The 24,432-nt window shown below is 34.1% G+C and carries 22 protein-coding genes and 1 pseudogene; 8 read left to right on the top strand and 15 right to left on the bottom strand.

What is annotated here, in order from left to right; translation table 11 throughout:
• The first annotated feature begins 69 nt into the window (after window positions 1-69).
• Together AABL85_RS08700 and AABL85_RS08695 are read left to right on the top strand one after the other, a co-directional pair.
• On the top strand, window positions 70-927 hold the full coding sequence (locus AABL85_RS08700; protein WP_286415011.1) for an AraC family transcriptional regulator: 858 nt from the start codon (window positions 70-72) through the stop codon (window positions 925-927).
• 157 nt (window positions 928-1,084) lie between these two features.
• Window positions 1,085-1,813 (top strand): FAD-binding oxidoreductase, encoded by a 729-nt coding sequence (locus AABL85_RS08695; protein ID WP_341309820.1) that lies wholly within the window; start codon window positions 1,085-1,087, stop codon window positions 1,811-1,813.
• A 77-nt stretch (window positions 1,814-1,890) separates the two neighbouring features.
• Here AABL85_RS08695 and AABL85_RS08690 read toward each other — a convergent pair whose 3' ends face one another.
• Both AABL85_RS08690 and AABL85_RS08685 read right to left on the bottom strand, forming a co-directional pair.
• Entirely contained in the window at window positions 1,891-2,523 is a 633-nt protein-coding gene (locus tag AABL85_RS08690; RefSeq protein WP_286415006.1) for a response regulator, read from the bottom strand.
• Window positions 2,516-4,477 carry a tetratricopeptide repeat-containing sensor histidine kinase gene (locus AABL85_RS08685; protein ID WP_341309819.1) on the bottom strand — a complete coding sequence of 654 codons (1,962 nt, stop codon included), beginning with the start codon at window positions 4,475-4,477 and terminating at the stop codon, window positions 2,516-2,518. Before AABL85_RS08685 ends, AABL85_RS08690 begins: the two co-directional genes overlap by 8 nt.
• Window positions 4,478-4,642: 165 nt before the next feature.
• On the opposite strand from AABL85_RS08685, the gene AABL85_RS08680 reads away from it, so the two are divergent.
• Window positions 4,643-5,119, top strand: a complete 477-nt coding sequence (locus AABL85_RS08680) for a hypothetical protein (RefSeq protein ID WP_341309818.1) — start codon at window positions 4,643-4,645, stop codon at window positions 5,117-5,119.
• A 183-nt stretch (window positions 5,120-5,302) separates the two neighbouring features.
• On the opposite strand, the gene AABL85_RS08675 is transcribed toward AABL85_RS08680, so the two are convergent.
• The 12 genes and pseudogenes from AABL85_RS08675 to AABL85_RS08620 form a co-directional block, all read right to left on the bottom strand.
• On the bottom strand, window positions 5,303-5,851 hold the full coding sequence (locus AABL85_RS08675; protein WP_341309817.1) for a DUF4269 domain-containing protein: 549 nt from the start codon (window positions 5,849-5,851) through the stop codon (window positions 5,303-5,305).
• A 15-nt stretch (window positions 5,852-5,866) separates the two neighbouring features.
• On the bottom strand, window positions 5,867-6,199 hold the full coding sequence (locus AABL85_RS08670; RefSeq protein ID WP_341309816.1) for a DMT family transporter: 333 nt from the start codon (window positions 6,197-6,199) through the stop codon (window positions 5,867-5,869).
• Window positions 6,200-6,259: 60 nt separating this feature from the next.
• Complete coding sequence (locus tag AABL85_RS08665; protein ID WP_286414995.1) at window positions 6,260-6,820, bottom strand: Crp/Fnr family transcriptional regulator; 561 nt, start codon at window positions 6,818-6,820, stop codon at window positions 6,260-6,262.
• Window positions 6,821-6,842: 22 nt separating this feature from the next.
• A complete protein-coding gene (locus tag AABL85_RS08660; protein ID WP_286414993.1) occupies window positions 6,843-7,364 on the bottom strand; it encodes a GNAT family N-acetyltransferase in 522 nt (173 codons plus the stop codon).
• A complete protein-coding gene (locus AABL85_RS08655; RefSeq protein ID WP_341309815.1) occupies window positions 7,342-7,908 on the bottom strand; it encodes an AAA family ATPase in 567 nt (188 codons plus the stop codon). Before AABL85_RS08655 ends, AABL85_RS08660 begins: the two co-directional genes overlap by 23 nt.
• 345 nt (window positions 7,909-8,253) lie before the next feature.
• The gene (locus AABL85_RS08650) at window positions 8,254-9,051 is read right to left on the bottom strand and encodes a class I SAM-dependent methyltransferase (RefSeq protein WP_341309814.1); all 798 of its coding nucleotides are present in this window, start codon (window positions 9,049-9,051) and stop codon (window positions 8,254-8,256) included.
• A 116-nt stretch (window positions 9,052-9,167) separates the two neighbouring features.
• Entirely contained in the window at window positions 9,168-10,577 is a 1,410-nt protein-coding gene (locus AABL85_RS08645; protein WP_341309813.1) for a hypothetical protein, read from the bottom strand.
• A gap of 669 nt (window positions 10,578-11,246) precedes the next feature.
• Window positions 11,247-12,148: pseudogene (arsB, locus tag AABL85_RS08640) on the bottom strand (ACR3 family arsenite efflux transporter).
• Window positions 12,149-12,152: 4 nt separating this feature from the next.
• A complete protein-coding gene (locus AABL85_RS08635; RefSeq protein WP_341309812.1) occupies window positions 12,153-12,638 on the bottom strand; it encodes a DUF6428 family protein in 486 nt (161 codons plus the stop codon).
• A 65-nt stretch (window positions 12,639-12,703) separates the two neighbouring features.
• Window positions 12,704-13,033 carry an ArsR/SmtB family transcription factor gene (locus AABL85_RS08630; protein WP_286414984.1) on the bottom strand — a complete coding sequence of 110 codons (330 nt, stop codon included), beginning with the start codon at window positions 13,031-13,033 and terminating at the stop codon, window positions 12,704-12,706.
• Between the two features lie 289 nt (window positions 13,034-13,322).
• A complete protein-coding gene (locus AABL85_RS08625) occupies window positions 13,323-13,646 on the bottom strand; it encodes a GIY-YIG nuclease family protein (protein WP_286414983.1) in 324 nt (107 codons plus the stop codon).
• Window positions 13,647-13,954: 308 nt separating this feature from the next.
• Window positions 13,955-15,355, bottom strand: a complete 1,401-nt coding sequence (locus AABL85_RS08620; protein ID WP_341309811.1) for an NAD-dependent succinate-semialdehyde dehydrogenase — start codon at window positions 15,353-15,355, stop codon at window positions 13,955-13,957.
• A gap of 258 nt (window positions 15,356-15,613) precedes the next feature.
• On the opposite strand from AABL85_RS08620, the gene AABL85_RS08615 reads away from it, so the two are divergent.
• The 3 genes from AABL85_RS08615 (at window position 15,614) to AABL85_RS08605 (ending at window position 21,607) form a co-directional block, all read left to right on the top strand.
• Window positions 15,614-15,955 (top strand): DUF6660 family protein, encoded by a 342-nt coding sequence (locus tag AABL85_RS08615; RefSeq protein WP_341309810.1) that lies wholly within the window; start codon window positions 15,614-15,616, stop codon window positions 15,953-15,955.
• An 80-nt stretch (window positions 15,956-16,035) separates the two neighbouring features.
• Window positions 16,036-20,385 carry a CusA/CzcA family heavy metal efflux RND transporter gene (locus AABL85_RS08610; protein ID WP_341309809.1) on the top strand — a complete coding sequence of 1,450 codons (4,350 nt, stop codon included), beginning with the start codon at window positions 16,036-16,038 and terminating at the stop codon, window positions 20,383-20,385.
• A 10-nt stretch (window positions 20,386-20,395) separates the two neighbouring features.
• A complete protein-coding gene (locus AABL85_RS08605) occupies window positions 20,396-21,607 on the top strand; it encodes an efflux RND transporter periplasmic adaptor subunit (protein ID WP_341309808.1) in 1,212 nt (403 codons plus the stop codon).
• A 191-nt stretch (window positions 21,608-21,798) separates the two neighbouring features.
• Here the strand turns inward: AABL85_RS08605 and prmC are convergent, their stop codons facing one another.
• On the bottom strand, window positions 21,799-22,641 hold the full coding sequence (gene prmC / locus AABL85_RS08600; protein WP_341309860.1) for a peptide chain release factor N(5)-glutamine methyltransferase: 843 nt from the start codon (window positions 22,639-22,641) through the stop codon (window positions 21,799-21,801).
• A gap of 34 nt (window positions 22,642-22,675) precedes the next feature.
• Between prmC and ribD the strand changes: the two genes are divergently transcribed.
• Together ribD and AABL85_RS08590 are read left to right on the top strand one after the other, a co-directional pair.
• Complete coding sequence (gene ribD / locus AABL85_RS08595) at window positions 22,676-23,746, top strand: bifunctional diaminohydroxyphosphoribosylaminopyrimidine deaminase/5-amino-6-(5-phosphoribosylamino)uracil reductase RibD (protein ID WP_341309807.1); 1,071 nt, start codon at window positions 22,676-22,678, stop codon at window positions 23,744-23,746.
• Window positions 23,746-24,372, top strand: coding sequence for a YigZ family protein (locus AABL85_RS08590; RefSeq protein WP_341309806.1), 627 nt, complete (start codon window positions 23,746-23,748; stop codon window positions 24,370-24,372). The genes ribD and AABL85_RS08590 overlap by 1 nt, the downstream gene beginning before the upstream one ends.
• Window positions 24,373-24,432 lie beyond the last annotated feature (60 nt).

Below are 24,432 nucleotides of genomic sequence, written 5' to 3'. Positions count from 1 at the left end.
TATTCATCCTCTATTTAAATAGATTCTAAATAATTATAGTATATTTGTAGTCTATTAAATAACAATATAATGACTCATACTAACGATATTATCACTTACAGCCAGTCCCCTAAAGCCTTAGGTGGTATTTATGTAAAAGATCATACGCATATAGAGCAGAAAAAAGCTATCATTAACCATACCCATAGAGATGATTATTACGTGATTTCTATTGTAACTAATGGCGAGATGAGAATGGACTGTGAGATGGAAACATTCACTGCTTTACGCAATAATATACTTATCGTTAAACCTCATCAAATACACAATGTTAGACACATTAGTGATGACTTCACTGGTTATCTTTTAGGCATACAAGAGTATAGGATTCCTAACGATATCAATGACTTGTTATACACTCTACCTGAGAGTCAGCAACTTCTAAACATAGAAGAAGATGAGATGCAAATGCTTGCTACTACTTTTGAATTAATGAAGAAGCACACTGCTAAGGATAGTCAACATAAGATGCAGATTATTAATGGACTATTCTCAACCGCATTGTACAGTATTTGTTCCCAAACAACACATAATTTACAAAACAACGAGTTAGGAGTTCAATCACAACCAACAGTGATTACAAGTAACTTTAAACGTTTAATCACACACCAGACACACCTGAACCTCCCTTCTTATTTTGCTAATGAGCTCAATATTACGACAGCACATCTAAATGACTGTGTGAAGAAAACAACGGGACAGACAGTTAGTTATTGGTTAAAGAAGTCCATACTAGACGAAGCCAAACGTTTACTTTACTATACGAATAAACCTGTTAAAGAGATTGCCTTTAATCTAGGTTTTGAAGACCATACATATTTTTCTCGTATGTTTAAAAAGCTAACTCTTCAAACTCCGTTACAATTCAGAGATACTGTAAGAGCTTAATTCTTTTTGTGAATTAAGCTCTTTTTTAATAAAACTTCTGTTCTACCTCTTTCTCCCCACTAGCCGTTCTCCTCTTTTTATCCAATCTTCTCCTTTTAAAGTTTTACTCTTAAAGAACTGATTATTCAGACCTTTGTAACAACAAAAAAAGAACAATATGCCAAAGATTCCCAAACTAATAGGTACGATAGTTAAGACAGCATGGAGTAAGATGTTCATCACTGTAACTATCACTAAAAAAGAACAATTGACAAATGAATTATTGAGAATACGATTTACAGGAGATCTGTCAAATTCTAAATATGAAATAGGACAAGCGATACTAATCCAGATATCAGATACAGAATATCGCAATTACACTCCTAGTACCTTTAATAAAGAAGAGGGATACTTTGAGGTAATATTTCATCAAAAAGCCAAAGGGCCTGGTACTACTTTTTTCAAAGAAATAACTGAAGGTTCTAAGCTTATTTCAAGTCTTCCTAGAGGACAAAATGTATATGATTCAAATACTTATTACCACTTCTTCTATGGAGATGATACTTGTATTGGTTTCTGTCAAGCCTTACAAGAAGCTATGAAAACAAACAATCACAAACTAGAGGGATTACTCGAAATCGACAAAGCATCCACTGCATATGCGAATACTTGCTTACCTAATATGGAATTTATCCAGAAATCAGAAGATACAGAAGTGTATCCTGCGGTAGATTATCTAGATTCTATTGATCCATATCGATGGAACAAATTAATACATGGACAATTCTATTTAATGGGCAATGGCAAAAGCATTCAGAAATTCAGAAAAGCACTTAGAGCAAAAGGAGTGTCTTCTAATAATATAATTACTCAACCTTTTTGGGTACAAGGAAAAGTTGGCTTATAATAACTAGATTATAGAAATTAATGTCTATTATCCAATTCAATTTACTCAATAAACAGGCGACACCTACGGAGGACAAGTTAGATTAATTTGTTCTCCGTAGCTATTTTTACAAGTTCAAACATATTCTTTGCTTTAAACTTTTGCAGTAAATTCCTTCTATGGGTTTCTACAGTAATAACAGAAATAAATAGTTTATCAGCTATCTCTGCAGAAGTTAAGCCATTAGATACTGCGTGTAATACTTGCTGTTCTCTTTTAGTCAAACGAGGCAATTCTACAGGGTTAGATAATTGAGTCAACATAATCTCTTGTACTTTCTTACTCAAGACTAATTCTCCATTAATAGCTCTTTCTACACATTCGACTATTTCCTTAGCATCAGCATTTTTGAGAATATAACCATTACCCCCATTTTCTAAAAATCGAAAGATAATACTCCTCTCTTCCTGATTGCTTATACCTATCACTACAGTACTAGGGGATTTCTGTTTAATAATTTTACAAAAGTCCAATCCACTACCATCGTTGAGTACTACATCGAGCAATACTATATCTATTCTATTCTCTTGTACAAAATCAACTATCGCTCTCCCATTGCTAAAAAAGAATAATTGATACTTCTCACCTACTTGAAACAATGATTTCAATCCTTCTAAAATCATTGGGTGATCATCTACTATAGCTAAAGTAATTTTATTTTTACTACACATTACATTCTACATTTATCGTTGTTCCTTGCCCCGCTTGAGACTCTATAGTTAATGTTCCATTGATTAATTGTACCCTACTCTCTATATTTTTAATACCTAACCCATATACTACTTCGGTAGTGTCAAACCCTACTCCATCATCCTCTATTGTCAGAGTCAATAAGTCTTCGTTTTGGCTAATTTGTACAATCACATTATCTGCCTTAGCATATTTAATTACATTGCTCAATACCTCTTGTGTTATACGATATAAAACTAACTGTGTCTGAAAAGGAATAGTCGTGCTTATATTAAATGCTTCAAACTGGATAATCATTTTTTCATACGTCATAGACCCACACAGTTCTTTTAAAGCTATTTCCAATCCTAGATTTTTTAATGTCTCAGGCATTAAGTTTCTAGATATCCTTCTCATTTCTACAATAGACTTATCTATTTTATCCAAGAGTACACTTGATTCACTTGTGTCTTTAGAAGAAATAGACATCCTTATATTGGCTAGCATACCTCCCATACTATCGTGTAGATCTTGAGCAATGCGTTGTCTTTCTTGCTCTTCTCCTATTAATACAGCCTGAGAGGCTTCATACTTTCGCTTATTCTCTAAGTTTATCAATTCTTGTTTATGGCTTATGCTGATCTGTTTATTTAGCTTTTGTTGATTTTTATAATTTCGAAAAACTAATATGGCTATGATTACACTTAGTACTAGCCCTATTGCTAAAAACAGCATACGCATATTTCTATTTTTAGCAATCAAAGCATCTTCCTTCTTTTCTTGCATTAATTGATTAATCGTCTTTTCTTTATCATGAGTATCGTGTATAATCTCTAATTCGTTCATCTTTTCCAACAGTTTTTGTTGTTGGAGGCTATCACCTAATACACTTGATTTCTTCATCCATTGATAAGCTTCTTTATAATCGCCTAACACCTCATTAACAGCAGCTAATTGCGTAAAAGTTATTTTCCGATTAACGGCTTCTTTACTCAAGATATTATCCTTTAAGATCTGTTCTAAAATAAGCTTAGCTCCTGTGTAATCACGCTGCATTAGATATACATTATAAACGCGAAAATAAAGCATTTGAGTTAGCTTAGGTTGTTTCATCTGTCTAGATAATTCTATCCCTTTATCTAAACTTACTAGAGCAAGTTTATATTCCTGTCTAGTGGTGTGATACATGGCTAATTGATAATAATAATTGGGATACTGTCTCGAATTAGGATATTGATCTATAAGTCGAGTAGCTTTATCTAAATACACCTTAGCATCAGAGCTATTAGCTTGATAACAATAATTACTCACTAAATTAAAGTAGGTAATCAAGTGAATAGTTCCCTCTTCTGGCAATTCCTTTAGTACTTCTAAAGCTTTAAAGTGGTACTCTTCTGCTTTATCAAATTGTCCCACTGACATAAAGGTCAACCCTACTTGTGTATTAGCATAAGCTAGATATAACTTATTCCCTGCCTTTTCACTTAAAGGTATACATTTCTCTGTTAGCATTTTTAGTAAGACTTCATACCCTTTATCCTCTACTTGCACGTATGCGTAGTTATACCAACTTCGTATTAAAACATCTACATTTTCCTTATCCTCCTTCAGGTCTTTAATCGCCTCTTCATAATATCGCCTCGCTTTGCTTTTACTCCCTTGATTAGTCTCATAAATCCCTTGATAATAAGCTATCACACCTTTAGACAACAAATGCTTATGAGGCGAAGACAATACCTTAGTCAGCGCATCCTTACTTTTCACACTATCTGTAGGAGCATAAAGCTCTGATAGAAACAAATAATTCTCTAATCTTGTCTTTTCATTCTTACTTGTCTCGATTTGTTTATTTATCTCTTTAAAGTAACCTTCTTCATCTAGAGGTAATAACTGCTGAGCATAACTAAAAGAAATGAATAAGGTAATAGAAATAAGTAGATAAAAGTTTTTCAACATGGAATAGCGTATTAAAATACAAATATCACAATAAAAACACATTCATCATTTACTATTCAAAAATTAATGGTAAACCATTAGAAACAGATTCATGGTATTCTGTGATTGTCATAAAAAGCCAATCTACTGATATTTGTAACTCACATATAAAACAAAACAAAAAACATGAAAAACTCAAAATTAAGAACTGCTTTTTTAAGTGTATTAGCCGTTTTAACATTAGGCTTATCTACTACAGCTTGTAGTAGTGATGATAATAGCACTGACAGCCCAGCTTTAGAAAAGAATACTTACAAAGTGACAGTATCCTTAACTAATGTAGGTGAGAATGATTTTGTTTCTCTAACTTATGCAGGAGGAACACTTAACGGAAAGACAGATGTATGGAAAGTAAACGGTAAAGTTAGAACAGGTGAGTCTGCTATTAGTTTAGCGAAGAACGACTTCGGTGCTGGTACTAAAACGTATGTAATCGAAACTACTGAACCTATCAACGCTTTTGCTAATAGTGTACAGATTATTAACTATGGAGAGAGTTTACCAATCAACTATAAAATAGAAAAAGGAGGAAAAGTATTGGTTAATGAAGAACTAACTTTATCAGGAGATGGTAAAGACTTCTCTAAACAATACGCTTTCTAAAACATTCTTATTACTTTCTCAAGTATTGTTTAGTTACTAGAGCATCTTTATTATTAGTTGTCTAAGATGTTTACATGAGATGTTTGTTAACGATTACCCACTATAGGTGTTAGTACCTATAGTGGGTAATTTTATATTTAAGAAGATACTACATTCTAATAAATTAGCCCCACAATTCCTTTATTACCTTCTGTTTAACTCCTTATTACCATAAACTAATAAGCTATCATAAGGGTTGCCAGTTAACCCTAATAACTGTGCAAAAGCAGGCTCTGTTTTTATCCCTGCTTTTTTCAGCTTTATTACTTCTTGCCTAAAGTTTTCTCCTTTCTCGTTTAAGATGACATATTCAATGAGCATATGTCGATAACCATTTTGTTCTTCTACAGGTCTAGGTTGAGCGAATAACTCTATAGGAAATTCTTCTATTGTAAAGTTGACTACTACAGTAAGCATACCGCCTATTTCTGTTTCTCTCAAAGTATAGTCTTCTATAAACGAAAACGAAAGTTGTACCGTTTGTATAAACTCCTCTTTATTCTGATAACAACAAGCAATATCTAAATCACTCCCTTCAATAGCAATATCTATCGGAAAAGTACCAATTAATACAGGATCAAACTTACGTAACTTATCCATTACTAATCCTTGTTCTAGTACCTCAGCTATTCGCTGTTGTACCTTGTTTCCCTCTTTTAGATAGCTCAGCTCTTTAAAATTAATATCACTCACTCTTCTATTTGTTATTTAATGTGCACTCATTTTAGAGAATACATTGATTACAACTACCCCAGCTATAATCAATCCTAACCCTAACACAGCAGGTACATCTGGCTTTTGGTTATACAGTAGTATCGCTATCAAAGTTACTAAAACAATACCTACTCCTGACCATATCGCATACGCTATCCCCACAGGAATAGTGCGAAGAGTCTGACTTAGACAATAAAATGCAGCCGCATACATCACTACAGTCAATACACTAGCTCCTAATTTAGAAAATTGTTCTGATGCTTTTAAAGCACTTGTACCTATTACTTCACAAACGATAGCTACTGCTAAAAACATAAAATTCTTCATATATCATTTATTTACGTCACAAAAATAGCCCTCAACAGAGGGCTACTTTTTTGATATATGTCAAATTCTTCTGATTCTACTCAGTGTTTCTTGGGAAATACCTAGATAAGATGCGATATTTCCTAAAGGAATTCTATTCACATCACTCCCTAGATCTTTTAATAATCTGTGGTATCGCTCTGTGGCAGACATAGTCTGAAGTTGAAAAGCTCTATCTTCTAACTCTAAACAATAGTCTTCTGTCGCACGACGCATAATAAGATTTAGCTCTGGATACTCTTTAAAAAAGCGAAATATAACTTGGTTTGGAATCGCATGTACCACACAGTCTTCCATACATTGTATAAACTCAAGAGAAGCTTTGCTCTTATACATCTGATAAGTAGATCCCATGATCGTTTGTTCAAAAGCAAACCACACATCTATCTCTTGATCATTATGCATATAGAATCCACGCACAAAGCCTTCTTCTAAAACATAAAGACTACCTGACAGCTGTCCTTTTTTTAGTAAGTACTCCCCCTTTCTCTTATAAAATATCTGAGTATTTTTCTCCAAAGCTTCTTTACACATTGGTGATAAATACCCGTATTGCTCGAATAATCTAATTAACATATTCATAGCGTTCCTTCGTTATAGCCTTTTATTTCTCAAGTCTAATATACCAAAAATTTGGCACACCTTCATCTAAAAATGTATCGACTACTTTAAAACCTACTTTTTCTAACACATGTCTAGAGCCATCATTACCTACTTCAGAACTAGCATGTATCGGTAATGTTGTCAAATGTTTATCTGCATATGCTAAACACGCTTTTGCAGTCTCAGTAGCATATCCCTTACCCCATGCCTCGTAGATAAAGCGGTATCCTAAATCTAAGTATTCAGCCACTCCACTAGGTCCGTCTTTTAAATACTTAAATCCTGTCCACCCAATAAAAGTATTCGTTTCTTTCTCTATCACTGCCCACCTACCGATGCCGAAGTCTTCATATTGCTGACGAATAAATCTAATAACGCCGAGCGCCTCTTCTTTACTCCCTATCGGCTTCTTACCTAAGAACTCTAACACTCGGATATCTCCGTCTAAAGCCAATATTCCCTCTGCATCTCCTTCTTCTAAAGGGCGAATTATCACTCTATCAGTCTCTATTATTTCTTTCATTCTCTTCTTTTTTTAATTGATTCATTATGAAGGTTACGCGTTCATCTACTGTCCCTTTAGGTACCTCTATTAGGGTGTAACCATATCGTTGATACGTTGTTTTCATTGTCTCATAAGTTGCCATAGCGATCTCCATATCCTGTTTACGTTCTTTGTCTTGTGTATATATTTCTTCCCATGGAGGTAAGATAAAGACAGTTGGCATATAGGGAAGACTGGAAGCGATACTATGCTGTGCCTCACTTATATCTAATCCTTCTAATACGGCATAGCCTATACTATCGAGTATTCCTCTGTCCCATAATATAACCTCATCCGTTATACAATGTTCGTAAACATAAACAGACTGAGACAACATCGCTTCATAAAATAATTGTTTATTCTCCCAAGGCAGTACATCACTACCCAAAGCTTGTTCGCGCTGGATAATAGCCCTCCCCACTTCAGGCATTACGGTATATCCTTGAGCTTCTAAGGCATGAAGTAACGTCGTTTTTCCGCTACCTGGCCCTCCTGTAAATATATAGAATCGTGGTATGTTCATGTATAAAATATGGTATTACTCACTCTTATTGATAACCTCAACAAGAGCAAAACTGTTTTTACTGATACTGGTATTCTTAGGAAAAACGAAAAGCAATCACTGTAGTAGCACCTACAAACTTTTCTAAAAATGAAGTCATTAAAATAGAAGACAACCTTAAAGTAGTAAGGCAAATTTACTCAAAATATCCTAATCCCAAAAGAATAAACGCATTACCACCTCACTATAGATATAGATTTACACCTCATATTCTATTCACTCTATACTATAATATACGCTATATATAGACTCAACTAGAGGCACGGATTATACTTTATTATCTCATATATATAATCCGCATCATACTTATTTTTCTGCTACGATAGCATAGACCAATGGCACTTTATCGCCAAAAGGAGCTATCTGAAACTTCTTAGGAGCTATCTCTACTACATGGTTAAAACAAGAATAAGGTGAATAATTATGTTCTTCGAAGGTCTTTATTTGCAATTGATGGTCTACTAAACTCTGTACCACCTCAGCAATACTGTGATTCCAGCTAACACTCTTTAACTGTACATCTGCACTTCTATCTGCATAGGTTCCGCTTTCTGTTTCTACAATATCCTCCACATTAAAGTAAGAGTACTCTACTTTAGTAAAGTCATAATCATACATCCATACAAAAGGGTGAAACTCTACAAAAACAAACTTACCTCCTGGTTTGACAAACTTAGAAACTACCTCAGCCCATTTATTCATATCTGGCAACCATCCAATAACCCCATAGCTGGTATATACGATATCAAACTGCTCCTCTAACACCTCTGGAAGTTGATACACATCACTACAAATAAATCGAGCATCTAGTCCTAACTGTTGAGCTAGTTCACTCCCTTTTTCTACAGCTTTATCAGACAGATCTACACCTGTTACATCTGCTCCCATTCTAGCTAACGAAAGCGTATCTTGTCCAAAGTGACATTGTAAATGAAGAATCTTCTTCCCTCTAACATCTCCTAACAAGTTTAACTCTATCTCATTTAGAGAAGTCTCCCCTGCCAAGAAATCTTTCATATTATAGAACTCAGAATCTACGTGCAAAGCCACCTTTTCATTCCACGTTTTTTTATTGATCTCTATATAATTATTATTTGTGTCCATGATTAGTTTACTCTTTCTATTTTAAGAGGGTTAAAAATAATAATTCCTATTTATAAATCTTCCACAGAGGTTATCTATTTTAAGGATATACAGAGACCATTAATATAATTTTAAAATTAAAACTCTTTTTTTACTAGTTCAACAGCATTATTTATAGAGTTTTTCCCTTCAAAATACTTTGTTTTTATCTCTTCAAACTTCTTTTCATCCTTTATTGTCTCTTTTAACGTAGAACATAGAAAATCATAGTTTGTAAAATCAGTCTTTGTCATAAGAATCTTTCTTAACCAACTCCACATCTGCATATCTCCAATTTCTTTTTGTATTGCCTCGAATAACAAAGGTGCATAGTAATACACATATAACTCTCTATTTAAATACTCTTCTTGAGACTTTATTTTACTGAATGGAATAACAGCCTCTTTAAACTTATCTAATGCATCTATCTTTCTAGATACTATCCCTTTATAAATATCCTTACCTAAGACATCCTTAGTTAATTGCCAAGATAGATATTCTGCAAATCCTTCACTCATCATATCTCCTAACTCTGAATTAAACACCTTATAAGTCCCAAAGTAATAATGTCCTAATTCATGTGCTATAAAAGGTCTAAACCAATTCTGTGTCTTAGGCTTAAAAATACTTTTCAATCCATTATTTCCCCAACCAATAGTATATATACTAGGATAAGATACAAACATCCAAGCATTGTTCTTGGAAGTAGGTGTAGTATTTATAAATACCGTTTCTTGTTCAAATGGAATACCGATATTATTGGTATAATAATTTTTAAATGATTCTATCAAATGCCCAAATTCTTTTATTTGACTTTCATCAATATCAGGATTTAATAAATAGGTATTATCAACTTTTGAATATTTATAGTCTCCACTAAAAATAGCTAATTCTTGAGGTACATCACTTTTAAAACGATGAGTTTGATTCTTCACAGGTATATTCCCATTAATATAAAGCGTAGTACAATCCTTACATGTTAACTCAATATCATATTTTACTTTGTCATAAATTACATCCTTATCTATATCGTATAAAACAGGATACCAACCTGATTGATTCCCATCTGCTCTAACAGAATAATTATTAAAAGCTATATTACCTTTCCAATCCTCTCTACTATAATTCTCTATAGTATCAGTAGCTACAGGAAATTTACCCACATATTTTATCTGCAAAGATTTAGGTAGAAACTTGCCTTTCTTAGTATTATCTGCAAAATAGTAAGCTAATGTTTCTCCTGTTGAAGTTGAATCGCTAAATGATTTATCTGCATAAATTAAAAAGTCATTTGGTTCCTTACTTCTAAAATGTAAAGGATTCATGCCTGAGTTTAAACGAATATAATAATTCTTTAGCTGCGGAATATCTGATAAAGTCAAGTCACATTCAAAGGTTCCTTCTTTAATAGAAATATTAACTTTTCCCGTTAATAAGGGTGCATTTTCTTGAGCAAATGAATACATTGATGTAAAGAAAATCAATACTAGTAAATATGCTTTTTTCATAATATAATTTAGATGTGTTTAGTATAGTCCAAGATAGATAAAAATAAAACACTGACAATTATAAAGTTATAAGATTAATAACATAAAAAACTTACTTCAATTAAATATAAATTCTAAATACAATAAACAACCCCATAACTTATAATAAACACATATTCTATATCCATCGTACTACTCTATTTTTCTAAACACATCCTGACACATCTTCATGACTATTTATCAATATAATTCTCTTCCAACTCAATAGAATCACAAGAGCTAATTCAAGAACAATAGCTGGATAATAAAAGGAGTATCCTTCGACAAACCATCGCTTTCCTCCACTATTCTCTAGGTATTGTCCATGAATTGTCCAAGGATTTCGCTACATACCCCATTTTTACTAGGGGTATAGCAGATATTAGTAAAGTATAAAAAACAAACAAAACACTAACAATCAATATTTTAACATAAAAACCATCTAAAAAAAATGATACATTTTTTTAAAATATTGGTTGTATAAAGGTCAAAATAACTGCTTTAACTAGAAAAAGAAGGGTAAAAAACGCTATTTACCATTAAAAAACAGTAAAAAGAAGAGAGAGAACAAAAAAAGTACAGATAGTTTTCTCGAATAGATAGTATAACAAAAAGACGCAGTTCTGTGGTGAACTACGTCTCTATCTATATTTATTTTTGATAATATTTCTTTTGCCAATACAAGCTTAGTCTTACAAGAGCAATTAAGACAGGTACTTCTACCAAGGGTCCTATTACTCCCACAAAAGCTTGGGGAGAATGTATTCCAAAAACTGCAATAGCAATGGCAATAGCTAATTCAAAGTTGTTTCCTGAAGCAGTGAAAGCGATAGCAGCATTGTGATCATAAGGTAATTTCATACGATAGTTCATCCAAAAACTGATGGCAAACATCAATACAAAATAAATGGAATAAACTTGCGGTTATACCACTGCTCTCCTTTGTATTTCACCAAGTATTTTCGACTTAAGAACCCTGCTAAAAAGGGAATTCCTAGGTAAATCAAGACACTCTGTATCACTTCACTTATCTCTATATGTACATCATAAGTAGCCAAACCTAATTTGGCAGGAAGTACATTGATAAAAAGCCATACATACACACTGTAAAAAAGCACTTGAAACACACTATTCAGCGCTACTAACATAGCAGCATATTCTTTATTTCCTTTTGCTAAATCATTCCAAACCAAAACCATCGCTATACATCTAGCTAATCCTATCAGAATAACACCAATCATATAATCAGGTTGATCCCTCAAGAAAATAATAGCCAACACAAACATAAGAACAGGACCAATCACCCAATTCAATAGTAAGGATGAAGTCAATGCCTTTTTGTCCTTAAATGCCTTAGGTAATAAGTTATAATCCACCTTAGCTAATGGAGGATACATCATCACAATCAACCCTATCGCTAACGGAATATTAGTACTACCTACTGAGACATATGCCATAAGATCTTGAATGCGGGGAAAGAAATAACCGACCCCGACACCTAATATCATGGCCAAAAATATCCAAAGGGTAAGGTAGCGATCTAAAAATTTCATCCTTTTATTTCTCATCCGAACAACAATCGCTATTAGGTGAACAACAAGATTCTGCTTTTAAAGAAGACAGAACTACTTTAGGTTTAGATACAGGTATACCACATGCATCTTCTGCTAAACACGCTGTCAAGGTATTTTGTAATACAAAGTGCTTATTAGTTGTATCAAAACCAAGATTATATTTACCTATAGTCGACTGCTGGTATTCTACTTCTACTTCAGCATCAACGATAGATAACAAACGCTCTGACAACTCTATTATATGCAATAATTTCTCTGCTTTAAGTTGGTGATCATAGTCCTCAGCTAACCACAACTGGAAACTTACTTTCTGTTCATGTCGAATAGTACCTCCACAGTCAATAAAGTTTTTATCAATCTGCCCTACTTCTGTAATATGAAAATGCGAGGGCACACTATTACCGTCTTCTAATTTAAATACCACGTCTTGCATGGTTGCTAACACTTGTTTTACTTCTGATAATTTCATATTTCTAAATTTTAATACTTATTATTACATCGTAATATTACGATACGTTAGTTTAAAAAAATGCCTTAGCAGCATTCGTTATTTTGAATAGATTGTGCAAAGAATAATCCAAATTCTTGAGCAAATTCATTCCATACAGCATCATCTATACAATAACAGACAGACTTCCCTTCTATACTTCCCTTAATAAGACCACTGTTTTTTAACTCTTTCAGATGTTGAGATATGGTTGCTTGTGCAAGACCTAATTCTTCTACTAAGTCATTACAGATACAGGCTTTCTGATTAATGATGTACTGAAGAATAGCTAATCTGGCTGGATGCGCTAATACTTTAAACATACTCGCTAACCGATTCTTTTTCTCGCTAAACAATTCTGCTTTTGTAATTCCCATAATCTGTCCATTTAATACATCGCAATATTACGATACATTATTGAAATAGCAAAATATTTTAATTACATAAACCATTTTCTATTTAGAGGTAATATATATGCAATCAATATCCTGTAGAGATGCAATACTTTGCGTCTAACATACAGCACTTCAATGAATAACATAGTAAAATACTATTTTAGTTAAATGTTTGACTGTAAAATATCTCTCCTAAAGTATAAAACTTGCTCCCAAAAAAAGCGTTCAAAATAGCATTCTTAGCAACATTAAGAAGAATATAGCTAATAAATTAAAGAAGCAATGTAGTAAACAAAGGATTAACTGACCTTATTAAATTTAGCTTTCTTTCTCTCTTCCATCCCTTTAATTCCTTTTCACGAGCAATAGCATTCAATATCCAAGTATACTTTTCAAAATAGACTAAATCTGTAAGCTTATACCTAGCTGTAAAATTTTGTTTTTTAGTTCTAACAGATTGGATATGCTCATCTATACGGCGTGTAAGATTATTAGTAACTCCTATGTAAAATGTAGTTCTATACTTATTTGTCAAGATATACACATAATAAGTATGATATCCATTAGGGCTATTTTCATTATAATCTTTATACATAATACTTTTTTCAAGTAGCATGCACAAAATCAACGCCGTTCAACAATAATTTAATTAATTATACAGAACTAATATAATGGGATTCTTCGCTACGCTCAGAAAGACATAGTGAGTGGATTAACTAACCACACAGTATGTCATGTTGAGTGAAACGAAACATCACACTAGTAATTGTACACAGTATTTAGCAGAGGATATATTCTTTTAAAATACCATGTTCTTTGATGGTATAAATTTATTAACCAATAAAAAGAGGATGTTCTATAAAGAACACCCTCCACTTAAACAATTAAAAGTACTTATTACTACTAATAAGCTTTATCTATATCAGTTACTCTGATCAATTTCTCATTGACGAATTCATGGATACCGTATTTCGCTTGTTCTCTACCATACCCTGACTTCTTCGTACCACCGAAAGGTAGTTCAGGTGAGATACCTGTCACATGGTTGATATACACCATTCCGGTAGCGATCTGACGAGCGACCTTCACTCCTCTTTCTTTATTCTCTGTGAATACACTACCACCTAATCCATAATCTGTATCATTAGCTAATGCGATAGCCTCTGCCTCATTCTCTACTTCATAAATCATAAATACAGGGCCGAATATCTCTTCGCTATAAGCATCCATACCTTTCTTGATACCTGTTAGAATAGTTGGTTCCATAAACCATCCTTCTCTGTCTAGTTTATTCCCACCATAGACTAACTTAGCGCCTTGTTCTACAGCTTTCTTCACTTGTTTTAATACATCTTCTCTAGCCTTTTCACTGCTTAGAGGTGCTAACTGAGTATCAGCTGACATAGGATCCCCTACTTTCACTTTTTTCACTTGTTCTGTCACTCCCTCAATAAATGCTTTCGCTAATTTCTTATCTACTATAAGACGTTTAGGCGATACACATACTTGACCTGCATTCCATAGTCGACCTTCTACAGCGCCCTTAATTGCTTTCTTAAGATCTGCATCATCTAGTACGACGAAAGCATCACTACCTCCTAACTCTAGTGTCGTTTTCTTAATATGTTTACCTGCTGCAGCAGCTACACTTGATCCTGCTGGCTCACTTCCTGTAAATGCTACAGCTTTCACTCTAGGATCACCGATAATTGCTTCTATAGATGCTCCTGGTACAAATAAATTAGTATATACTCCATCAGGCAGACCACATTCTTTAAAGATCACTTCCATAATCTCTGCACACTGAGGGATATTAGAAGCGTGTTTTAACACCATCGTATTCCCTGCCATAAGATTAGGAGCAGCAGAACGAGTAATCTGGTAGAATGGGAAGTTCCATGGCTGAACACTAAGTATAGTCCCTATAGGTTCTTTACTGATAAATGCTTCTCCGTGTGGAGTGTTTATCTTTTCATCTGCTAATAAGGTTTCTGCATTAGTAGCATAGAAGTCAAAAATGTCTGCACATAATAATACTTCTCCTATCCCTTCACTGTGTAGTTTACCCATCTCACGAGTGATTAAAGCTCCTAATTCTTCCTTACGTGCTCTGAAAGTTTCCGCTACTTTATGAATAATAGCTGCTCTTTCTTTTATCATTGTTTTGCCCCATGTCAGAAAGGTCTTGTCCGCTTTAGCTAAGATCTTATCTATTTCTTCAGATGACATAACAGGATATACTTTTTCTTCTTTTCCTGTAGTTGGGTTAATTGTTTTAATACTTGATTTTATCTGTGTATTCATAATTATATTTTTTTAAGTTCATACTAATTTACTTAATTGAAAATGAAACACTTAAAAACTTATGTTAAAAACCTAATACTGAAGAAAATATAACAAATATAAGTCTGAATAACACAAGCCATTCTTATAAAACAAAGGCTGTTGTACTATAAAAAAATAGTCTTACTAATCTACCACTACCACATTAAGCTATGCAACACTGTTGCAAAGACATAGCTTATGTTTTATCATTTCATCTCTTTCTACTATATTTGTCTTATGAAACAGTTCAAAAGCATATTAAACTTATTCCTATCGCTAATATTCTTAGCGATAAGTTTCTATCCATGTGCGGATAGTTATGCTGCTGTACCTATGTCTCAGAATACGGAGTCTATTCATTTAACTTCAGTTGCACAAACTGATCTAGACATAGATCACGATGCATGTTCGCCTCTGTGTAGCTGTTCTTGCTGTGCAGTGTCTTTAACCCTTGCAGAGGTGACAGATGTAATAGAGCTTCTACCATCAAAAGACAATCACAAAGATCCTATTAATCACAAAGATTCTGTGATTAAGATGGAATACCCTATCTGGCAACCACCTAAGATAGTGGCATAATTACTTCATAGACTTAACTTCTCTAACCTTTCGTTAATAGAAGTCAAACACACTTATTTACATTTAATACTAATACTATCATGTTAGATAAAATCATACATTTTAGTATCCGTAACAAGTTTATCGTGGGACTATTTGTTTTAGGGTTAATCACTCTTGGCACTTATTCTGTGATGAATTTGCCTATGGATACTCAACCTGATATAACCAATAATCAAGTTCAAATTATCACTAGTTCTCCTACACTAGCAACACAAGAAGTGGAACAATTCATCACCTATCCTATCGAGCAGGCTGTAAAGCCTATTCCTAATATAACAGAACTTCGCTCTATCAGTAGGTTTGGACTAAGTGTGATCACTGTAGTATTTACAGAAGACACAGATATATACTGGGCTCGTAATCAAATATCTGAAAAATTAAAAACAGCTGAAGAAGTAATTCCTAAAGGAGTAGGAACACCAGAACTAGCTCCTGTGAGTACAGGACTAGGTGAAATATATCAATATGTGGTATATCCTAAAGAAGGCTATGAAAACAACTATAATAGTATGGATCTGCGTACTATACAAGACTGGATTATCAAACCACAACTGGTAGGTGTAAAAGGTGTAGCTGAAGTAAATACTCTAGGAGGTCAATTAAAACAATACGAAATAGCGGTAAAACCAGACTTGCTAAATAGCATGAATACCTCTATTCTTGAAATATTTAACGCACTTGAAGCCAATAACGAGAATACCGGAGGTGCTTACATAGACAAAAAACCTTATGCTTACTTCATCCGAAGTGTAGGTATGGTGAAAAGCATAGAAGACATCGAACGAATCGTAGTTAAAAATAACAATGGTACTCCTGTACTTATCCGCGATGTTGCAGAAGTACGCATCGGAAGCAGTATTCGATATGGAGCTGTGACTAAAGACGGAAAAGGTGAAGATGTGAGTGGTATGGTGATGATGCTCAAAGATGCCAATACACAAGAAGTGGTCAAAGCGGTAAAAGAAAGAATCACTCAAATAGAAAAAACACTACCTGAAGGGGTAGCAATAGAACCTTTTATAGATAGAACTAAATTAATAGATAAAACAGTTAGCACAATACAAACAAACCTTATCGAAGGAGCTCTGATTGTCGTATTTGTACTAGTATTGCTTTTAGGAAACTGGAGAGCAGGGCTAATCGTAGCTTCTGTTATTCCTTTGGCTTTATTATTTGCTATCTCTATGATGAAGTTATTCGGTGTAAGTGGTAACTTAATGAGTTTAGGAGCGATTGACTTTGGGTTAATTGTCGATGGTGCAGTTATTATTGTAGAAGCCATCGTACATCGACTTCATGCTGGAAAAAATAGAACACTCTCACAAGAGGAAATGAATAATGAGGTCTATACTGCTTCTTCTAAAATAAGAACAAGTGCTTCATTCGGTGAAATTATTATCTTGATTGTGTACTTACCTATTTTAGCACTAACAGGTATTGAAGGAAAAATGTTTGGCCCTATGGCCATGACTGTGTCATTTGCTATTCTAGGAGCATTTATCTTATCGCTTACTTATGTACCTATGGCCTCTTCGTTATTCTTATCAAAGAAAGCAGGAAAAGAAAAACCGAACTTTAGTGATAAGATTATAGACAAACTATACAGTTGGTATAAACCTCTATTAGAAGGTGCTTTTAAAATAAAAAGAATTGTTCTAGCTATTGCATTTGGATTATTTGCCATTGCTTTATTTGTCTTCGGTCGTATGGGAGGAGAGTTTATTCCTACTCTAGACGAAGGAGATTTAGCTACACATATTATCATTTCATCTGGTAGTTCATTATCTCAAGAAATAGAGACTACGACTAAGGCAGAACAGATTCTAATGGAGCGCTTCCCTGAAGTAAAAATGGTGATTTCAAAAATAGGGAGTGCTGAGATTCCTACAGACCCAATGCCTATGGAAGCTGCCGATATGATCATTATCTTAAAAGAGAAAAAAGAATGGACCTCAGCTAAAACCAAAGAAGAACTTATTTCTCTAATGGAAGAGGCGCTAGAAGAAATACCGGGAGTAACGACAGAGTTCTCTCAACCTATCCAAATGCGTTTTAACGAACTAATGACCGGAGTAAGAAGTGATGTAGCGATTAAAGTGTTTGGAGACGATCTAGATCGCCTAGCGAGTATAGGAGATGAAATAAGTGGTCTAATCTCTGGTGTACCTGGCGTAGCTAGTACTAAGCTAGAAAGAGTAAGCGGATTGCCACAGATATCGATTAAGTATAATCAAGATAAACTTGCGTTATATGGACTTACCATATCTGAAATCAGTCAAGTCGTAAGAGCTGGATTTGCTGGAGAAACTGCAGGTGTAGTTTATGAAGGAGAAAAGAGATTTGACCTAGTCGTACGCTTAGAAAGCAATTCTAGACAAGATATTGAAAACCTAAGAAATATGTTTATCCCATTAGCGAATGGGCAACAAATTCCATTAGGACAAATCGCTAATATCGACTATGAAGACGGTCCTCAGCAGATCAGTAGAGAAGATGGTAAAAGACGTATTGTATTAGGATTTAATGTCCGCGAACGAGATGTAAAAAGTGTGGTGAATGACATTCAAGCTATCTTAGATAAAAAACTAGATATGCCTGATGGATACTTTATCACTTATGGAGGGCAATTTGAAAACTTAGTGGAAGCAACAAACCGATTAATGGTAGCTGTACCTGTAGCTTTAGCATTAATATTTGTGTTGCTATACTTTACTTTTAAATCAGTAAAACAGTCCTTAATGATCTTTACTGCTATTCCTCTTTCTGCTATTGGTGGAGTAGCTGCATTATGGCTTAGAGATATGCCATTTAGTATCTCAGCAGGAGTTGGATTTATCGCACTTTTCGGAGTCGCTGTATTAAATGGTATCGTACTAATCGGTCAGTTTAACTCACTTAAAAAAGAAGGTATGGATTTATATGAAAGAATTATAGAAGGAACTAAAATACGTCTACGCCCTGTGTTACTTACAGCAGCTGTAGCCTCTCTAGGTTTCTTACCAATGGCACTGAGTACTAGTGCTGGAGCAGAAGTACAAAAACCTCTAGCTACAGTAGTTATCGGAGGGTTAATATCTGCAACTATCTTAACGTTAATCGTCTTGCCTATTATCTATTACTATGAAGAAAAAGGATTGGGAATAGGCAAAAAAAATAAAGCTATAGTAGCTTCTACTCTATTATTACTAATAGGGATAGGTACACAAGCACAAGAAGTCAAGAAGCTTACATTACAAGAAGCTTTAGAACTAAGCGTAGCCAATAATAAAGGAATAAAAGCAGCAGAGTATAATACAATTGCTCAAAAGCAAATGATAGGAACGTACTTTGATCTAGCTAAAACAGATATCTCAACAGGTTTTGGGTATTTAGATACTAAAGAGAAAAAGGACATTACCTTGTCTATTTCTCAATCTTTCTCTCCATTCACCTATGGAAAGAAAAAGTCTGTTCTAAACAAGGCTTACGAGACAGCGATTATCCAACAGCAAGGGGCTGTTAATGTGACGGAGTATGCAGTAAGACAAGCTTGGGAAAACTTATTATATGCTCTTTCAAAAGAAGTATTACTCAAAGAACAAGCAGACTTATTAAAGGATTTTTCTAAATCAGCTAAGCTTCGCTATGAAACAGGAGAAACAACACTGATGGAAAGTAATGTAGCTGCTGCTAAAGAACAAGAGTTAAGAGTGCTGATTACACAAAATAAAACAGGGATAGACAACGAGACTTCTAAACTTAAAGCTCTATTAAACTTAGAGGAAGATTTCATTCCTATGAACACTGATATTGTATATGACAAACACGAAGCGGACGTTGACTTTGATTTGAGTTTAAACAATACTATTCAACTAGCAGAAAAAGAGATAGAAACAATAGAAGCAAATAGAAAACTAGAGAAGGCAAACTTCTTACCTGATTTCTCATTAGGTTATAATATAAAATCTGATTCAGGAACGGTTACAGGAAGTAATGGACTACCTGTCACTTATGGGAAAGAATTGCGTGTACCGAGTTATACAGTTGGAATTTCTATACCTATCTTCTTTGGTAGTCAAAATGCTAAGGTAAAAGCGATGAAGTATGAAATACAACAAGCTACATTGCAAAAAGAATACCTACACAAACAATTAGAAGAAAATGTCCAACAACAATTTGACATTATCAAAGCACAAGAGAAAGTAATCGATTACTATCAAGAAAATGCTTTAAAGAACGCTGCTCTTATCAAAGATCACGCTAAGAAATCTTATAATAATGGGGATATCTCTTATGTAGAATACATTCAGTCTGTAGAAACAGCACTAGCGATTCAGATGAATTACTTAGATGCTATTCTACAGTATAACCTAAGTCACAATACCCTACATTATTTAGTAAACCAATAATATCAGAGAAATGAAAAAGTCGATTATATTTTTATCAATAGCTACAAGTATTCTATTCTTTAGTTGTAAGAATGCTGAAGAAGATCATTCTGGTCATGATCACGAAAACGAAAAAACAGAGAGCACTACAAAAAAAGAAGAGAAAGAAGAGTCTGCTAATAAAGAGGTAGAGCTTAACCAAGCTCAATACACTGCTTCTAACATTCAACTAGGACAAATACAGCAAAAAAACTTAAGTGATGTCATTCGCGTAAATGGTAATACTGAGCTTCCTGCGCAAAGTCAGGCTGATGTATCTTCTTTTTTAAGTGGTACAATCACAAGTATCAATGTAAATCTAGGAGACTATGTAAAAAAGGGACAGACTATAGCAACAATAGATAGTCCTGAGTATATCCAGCTACAAGAGGAATACCTCGTTTCTAAAAACACATTAGAATATTTAGAGCTAGAGTATAAACGTCAGCAAACTTTAAGAGCAGAGAATGTCAACTCTGAAAAGACATATCAGAAGACTAAATCAGACTTAAATATAGAACGCGCGAGATACCAATCTTTAAGCAATAGACTAAGTTTAGTGAATACAACTCCTGGATCTATCTCTAAGTCACTGAGAATAGTCTCTCCTATATCTGGAAACATTGCCACTATTCCTGTAAAAATAGGAACTAATATTATGGCAGGACAATCGTTATTTACTATTGTAGATAACTCAAGAATTCACTTAGATCTACTGGTGTATGAAAAAGATATGCCTTTTATCAAAATAGGACAAAAGGTCTCTTTTAATTTTACTAACATCAATAAATCTGAAGTTACAGCTACTATCTTTAGTATCAATAAATCTTTTGAACCTGGTACTAAAACCGTAATTGTACATGCTAATATAGACAATGTACCTGAGACTCTTATACCTGGCCTCTATGTAAATGCATTAGTACACATCGGAGAAAAAACAGTAGATGCTCTGCCTAATGACGCGATTGTAAAAGCAGATGGACGTGAGTTTATTTTCATCTTAGAAGAAGCTCATAAAGAAGAGAGTGGTATGTCATATCACTTCCAAAGAATAGAAGTAAAAACAGGAGTATCAGAATTAGGATATTCACAAATAGCAATCTTACAAGATATTCCTAAAGACAGTCAAATAGTGTTATCTGGTGCTTATTATATCCAAAGTCACTTGATCAAAAACGAAGGAGGCGGTGGACACGCTCATTAATCTAGTTATAACAAATAAAGGCTATCATATCGATAGCCTTTACTCATTCATATATCATGCTCTACAGAATCTTATTATTGCTTAGTTATAATCTCATCAGAATTGCGTACAATACTCCATAAATACAGCAATTATTCGGCTATATACAGCAAGAAAATATTTAGTATTTATAATAGTACTCCTTTACTCACTTATAGTTTAATAGCTTTAATCATTCTATCATTCCCTACCATATCTTTTCTTAACTCTACAGCTGTGAAATCAAGTGATTCAAACAATGTTTTAGTTTCCTCTCCTAAGTATTGGTTAATCTCATAGAATAACATACCTCCTGTTTGTAAGTCGTTATTGGCTAGATGAGCTATTTTTCTATAGAATATCAGAGGATCATTATCTTCTACGAATAGAGCTAGATGAGGCTCATAATCTAATACATTCTTTTTTATTTCAACTTTTTCTAAGTTGCGTACATAAGGAGGATTAGACACTATAATATCATACTTACCCTTCAACTTTTCAAGTTGTAATACATCTTGTAAAACCGTTTCTACAGCCACTCCATTACTTACTGCATTCTGTTTTGCTACTTCTAAAGCCTTATCAGAAACATCCATTAAAGTAACTCTAGCAAGAGGTAATTCATTTGCTAGTGTTATCCCTATACAGCCACTCCCTGTTCCGATGTCTAATATTCTAACAGGTTTAGATGAATTGACGCTATTTATTATCCATTCTACTAATTCTTCTGTCTCTGCTCTCGGAATAAGAGTAAATTCATTTACCTTAAAGGTCAATCCGTAAAAATAGGCTTGTCCAAAGATATATTGAATTGGCTTTTCTTGTTTTAATTCTTCTAATACAGATTCCCATACTGCTACCTTATCTGTCTGCATTGTTGGATTCATAACTAGATCAATTCTAGTCTTCCCCTCTATTTCTTCTAAAGCAATCAAAAATAATTGCTCCGCTTCCACAGCATCATAAATAGGAGTTAAACTCTCTTTAAAACAGGATTGGTAGTACTTTATCTGCATAGTATTCTTTAAAAACAAATGTTTTAGTTTAATTTTGTTCAAAGATACATTATTATCAATTTTGGAAAGACACGAATTATATATTTCTCGCTGTATTCAGTTAGCACTACAAGGAACTTATGCTGCTATGCCTAATCCTTCTGTAGGAGCCGTGGTCATACACAACAATCGAATTATCGGAGAAGGCTTCACATCTCCTTATGGAGGTCCTCATGCTGAGCCTAATGCAATAGCATCTGTTCAGAATCAAGAGCTCCTTAAAGAAAGTACTTTATACGTCAGTCTAGAACCGTGTAGTCACTTCGGTAAGACTCCTCCATGCTGTGACTTGGTGATCGAAAAAAAGATACCTAAGGTGGTTATCGGTACTGTAGATCCCTTTGCAAAAGTATGCGGGAGAGGTATTCAAAAAATGCGTGATGCAGGAATAGAAGTAATAGTAGGGGTGTTAGAAAAAGAATGCCAAGATAGTAACAAGCGCTTTTTTACATTTCACAATCAAAGACGCCCTTATATTATCCTAAAATGGGCTGAATCTATAGATCACTTTATTGCTCCTATACAAAGAACTACTAATAGACCTTTCTGGATATCGAATGCCTATTCGAAACAATTAGTACATCAATGGAGAAGTGAAGAAATGGCTTTCTTAGTAGGTACACAGACAGTACTTAGTGACAATCCTTCTCTTACTACAAGAGATTGGTACGGCAAAAGTCCTATCCGTGTATTCATAGATAGAGTTGGCAAAATAGACAACTCCTTTAGCATTAAAGATAATAGTACTAAAACGATTTGTATCACAGCTAATAAAGACACTCACTCTAGTAGTAATCTTACCTATGAATATGCTGATTTTGATCAACCTCTAGTACCTCAGATTCTCGATATTTTATACAGACATCAGATCATGTCTGTGGTTGTAGAAGGAGGCTCGCATACACTTCAGCATTTTATTGATGTAGGGTTATGGGATGAGGCAAGAATCTTTATTGGAGATACACCAATAATTGAAGGTATCCCAGCTCCTCACCTTTCAAGATTTGATAAAGTAGTAAAACATCGTATTTTAGACAACGAATTAAGAATAGTATATCGCAAATAATGGCAGAAACATTAGATTCATATAAGACAATAAGTAAACCGACAGAAGAAGTATTGTATAAAGAAAAGAATAGTAAGTTTTTTGGCTATGCTTTTCCTATTCAACGAGAAGAAGAAGTAAAAGAAATTATCGATCGCATCAAGAAAGAGCATTATAATGCGCGTCACTGGTGCTATGCTTTTCAGCTTGGGGCAGAGCAGGTATACTATCGTGCTAATGATGATGGAGAACCTAGTAATACTGCTGGCGCTCCTATTTATGGTCAAATACAATCGTATGAGGTCACAGATATTTTAATCGTAGTGGTGCGTTATTTCGGTGGAATCAAACTGGGCGTAGGCGGACTTATCACTGCCTATCGTGCGGCAGCTCAGATGGCCATGGAAGAAGCAGATATTATAGAGAAAACAATTGACAAGAAGTTTAAAGTTCGCTTTGAATACAAAGACATGAATAATGTCATGCGTATCATCAAAGAAAAAGATTTAAACATTCTAAATCAAAAGATGGAAATGAGTTGTGAAATAGAACTCTCTATACGCAAAAATGAATATGAACAAGCTCTTGCTGCTTTTGTCCCATTTTATGAAGTAAAAGTTCTCGAAGAAACAGATGAGGCTTACTAGCTTTATTCTTGATATTCTCTCCATAATCTATATTAGCTACAACTAGCTCGTTCTCCTTTT

It is taken from the genome of Myroides odoratimimus (assembly GCF_038039805.1).
In the GTDB taxonomy this organism is placed as follows: Bacteria; Bacteroidota; Bacteroidia; order Flavobacteriales; family Flavobacteriaceae; genus Flavobacterium; species Flavobacterium odoratimimum_B.
This window is presented reverse-complemented; position numbering and strand designations above follow the sequence as displayed.

Coding starts and splice junctions, on each gene's coding strand:
- AABL85_RS08660 (WP_286414993.1), bottom strand. CDS start 7,364: ATGAAAGAAATAATAGAGACTGATAGAGTGATAATTCGCCCTTTAGAA.
- AABL85_RS08685 (WP_341309819.1), bottom strand. CDS start 4,477: ATGTTGAAAAACTTTTATCTACTTATTTCTATTACCTTATTCATTTCT.
- AABL85_RS08690 (WP_286415006.1), bottom strand. CDS start 2,523: ATGTGTAGTAAAAATAAAATTACTTTAGCTATAGTAGATGATCACCCA.
- AABL85_RS08610 (WP_341309809.1), top strand. CDS start 16,036: ATGTTAGATAAAATCATACATTTTAGTATCCGTAACAAGTTTATCGTG.
- AABL85_RS08590 (WP_341309806.1), top strand. CDS start 23,746: ATGGCAGAAACATTAGATTCATATAAGACAATAAGTAAACCGACAGAA.
- AABL85_RS08700 (WP_286415011.1), top strand. CDS start 70: ATGACTCATACTAACGATATTATCACTTACAGCCAGTCCCCTAAAGCC.
- AABL85_RS08625 (WP_286414983.1), bottom strand. CDS start 13,646: ATGTATAAAGATTATAATGAAAATAGCCCTAATGGATATCATACTTAT.
- AABL85_RS08615 (WP_341309810.1), top strand. CDS start 15,614: ATGAAACAGTTCAAAAGCATATTAAACTTATTCCTATCGCTAATATTC.
- AABL85_RS08630 (WP_286414984.1), bottom strand. CDS start 13,033: ATGGGAATTACAAAAGCAGAATTGTTTAGCGAGAAAAAGAATCGGTTA.
- AABL85_RS08650 (WP_341309814.1), bottom strand. CDS start 9,051: ATGGACACAAATAATAATTATATAGAGATCAATAAAAAAACGTGGAAT.
- AABL85_RS08680 (WP_341309818.1), top strand. CDS start 4,643: ATGAAAAACTCAAAATTAAGAACTGCTTTTTTAAGTGTATTAGCCGTT.
- AABL85_RS08635 (WP_341309812.1), bottom strand. CDS start 12,638: ATGAAATTATCAGAAGTAAAACAAGTGTTAGCAACCATGCAAGACGTG.
- AABL85_RS08645 (WP_341309813.1), bottom strand. CDS start 10,577: ATGAAAAAAGCATATTTACTAGTATTGATTTTCTTTACATCAATGTAT.
- AABL85_RS08605 (WP_341309808.1), top strand. CDS start 20,396: ATGAAAAAGTCGATTATATTTTTATCAATAGCTACAAGTATTCTATTC.
- AABL85_RS08665 (WP_286414995.1), bottom strand. CDS start 6,820: ATGAATATGTTAATTAGATTATTCGAGCAATACGGGTATTTATCACCA.
- prmC (WP_341309860.1), bottom strand. CDS start 22,641: ATGCAGATAAAGTACTACCAATCCTGTTTTAAAGAGAGTTTAACTCCT.
- AABL85_RS08655 (WP_341309815.1), bottom strand. CDS start 7,908: ATGAACATACCACGATTCTATATATTTACAGGAGGGCCAGGTAGCGGA.
- AABL85_RS08695 (WP_341309820.1), top strand. CDS start 1,085: ATGCCAAAGATTCCCAAACTAATAGGTACGATAGTTAAGACAGCATGG.
- AABL85_RS08620 (WP_341309811.1), bottom strand. CDS start 15,355: ATGAATACACAGATAAAATCAAGTATTAAAACAATTAACCCAACTACA.
- AABL85_RS08670 (WP_341309816.1), bottom strand. CDS start 6,199: ATGAAGAATTTTATGTTTTTAGCAGTAGCTATCGTTTGTGAAGTAATA.